The sequence below is a fragment of the Escherichia sp. KCJ4928 genome (assembly GCF_004352695.1).
Classification (GTDB): domain Bacteria; phylum Pseudomonadota; class Gammaproteobacteria; order Enterobacterales; family Enterobacteriaceae; genus ECMA0423.
This window is the reverse complement of record NZ_SJWV01000404.1, coordinates 1-1,339: the sequence shown is the minus strand read 5'-3', so window position 1 is coordinate 1,339 and position 1,339 is coordinate 1. Positions and strand designations below refer to the sequence as shown.

General features: G+C 52.7%; 3 protein-coding genes. 1 reads left to right on the top strand and 2 read right to left on the bottom strand.

Features of this window, described 5'->3' with window-relative positions:
• A partial coding sequence (locus E0D98_RS24290) for an IS3 family transposase (protein ID WP_032305781.1) occupies positions 1-179 on the top strand: 179 nt, incomplete at its 5' end.
• 273 nt (positions 180-452) lie between these two features.
• On the opposite strand, the gene E0D98_RS24285 is transcribed toward E0D98_RS24290, so the two are convergent.
• Positions 453-878 (bottom strand): putative zinc ribbon protein, encoded by a 426-nt coding sequence (locus E0D98_RS24285; protein ID WP_001013311.1) that lies wholly within the window; start codon positions 876-878, stop codon positions 453-455.
• Positions 875-1,258, bottom strand: coding sequence for a putative zinc ribbon protein (locus E0D98_RS24280; RefSeq protein ID WP_000271013.1), 384 nt, complete (start codon positions 1,256-1,258; stop codon positions 875-877). The genes E0D98_RS24285 and E0D98_RS24280 overlap by 4 nt, the downstream gene beginning before the upstream one ends.
• Positions 1,259-1,339 lie beyond the last annotated feature (81 nt).

The window sequence follows — 1,339 nt, the reverse complement described above, 5'->3', positions numbered from 1 at the left end:
TCTGGGGAACGCTGAAAAATGAGAGCCTGAGCCACTATCGTTTTAATAACCGGGATGAAGCCATCTCAGTAATACGGGAATACATTGAGATTTTCTACAATCGTCAGCGTCGTCACTCTCGTCTGGGGAATATCTCCCCGGCAGCCTTCAGGGAAAAATATCATCAGATGGCTGCTTAAAAAAAGAACAAATGGTAGTGTCCGCTATTGCCAGTACACCTCAGACTCTCGCGTATAGTTGGTTGATACCACAGTGCGGATTCGGCGAATCCGCGATCACGGTGCGATTTCGCACCACAGTACACAATCAATACCCCGGGTTTTATTCAGGTAAGCAGGACTGCGGATATCCGGTGTCGCGCCTTTGTGTCACGAACGGGGTGGGTGCGAAACACCAGATAAAATGCAGGTTCCGATACCTCTGAACGCCCTGAGCAGGTCGGGCATTTCGGATTAAGTACTCGCACCTCCGCAGTCCTGAAACAAGTCTGGCTGGTAGCTGTAAACAGACTTCGTACATACCGCTCTGCAATAAATCCCCGTACCACAGGCCTCACAGAATTTCTTCCCATGAAAAAACTGCTCACACATCACACAATGCCACTCCAGCACGACCGGTAATGGCGATAAAAACATCGCCATATCCTCAATGTAAGGGTGGGACTTTTCCGGATTCAGCACCACACAGTCCGCCTTCTGTTGCTCACTCAGGGCATGTAAATCATGCTCAAACCATGCCCCCTGAGCATCTGTCTGCAGAATCAACCGGCCATGGCAGGAAAGGCAGAAACAATGCCGGATATTTCTGCTGAGCGCAGAGTCGGCACTGATAATGTGCTCACCCGGCGTGATCCCCAGCCCCGTTTTTATACCGTTCATTCTGCTCCCCCCTCCTCACTGAAGCGCCCGGTCTGGCAGTGTGTGCAGTACCGCTCCCCATAATAATCGTGGTGACATTGTCTGCAGTACCAGCTGGCTTTACGTACTACGGGTAAGGCATCCGGTACGAATTGCTGCAGACGTTTAATCAGTTGTATCTCCCTGCGCTCCGGTCTGACATAAGGGCACTGTTGACCGTGCTCAGTCAGCCCGTCGTCAGTGTGTTCAAACCAGGGAAGTTCAGTGTCGTACTGCGGATGGTATCTGAGTGCACTGCCGCAAAGGTGGCAGGTGTAGCGGTCGTAAGGCGCAGTCTGTGCGGTACGGGCCCCCGTCAGACGTCCGTTGCCATCAAGAGCGAGAAAGGATTTTGCGTACATAGTATATGTTCCTCAGCCGCCAGACGACACGCAGGCAACAGCCGTCCCGGTACGGGCAGCGTGGTCAGGGTGTGAATGGCG

Coding starts and splice junctions, on each gene's coding strand:
- E0D98_RS24285 (WP_001013311.1), bottom strand. CDS start 878: ATGAACGGTATAAAAACGGGGCTGGGGATCACGCCGGGTGAGCACATT.
- E0D98_RS24280 (WP_000271013.1), bottom strand. CDS start 1,258: ATGTACGCAAAATCCTTTCTCGCTCTTGATGGCAACGGACGTCTGACG.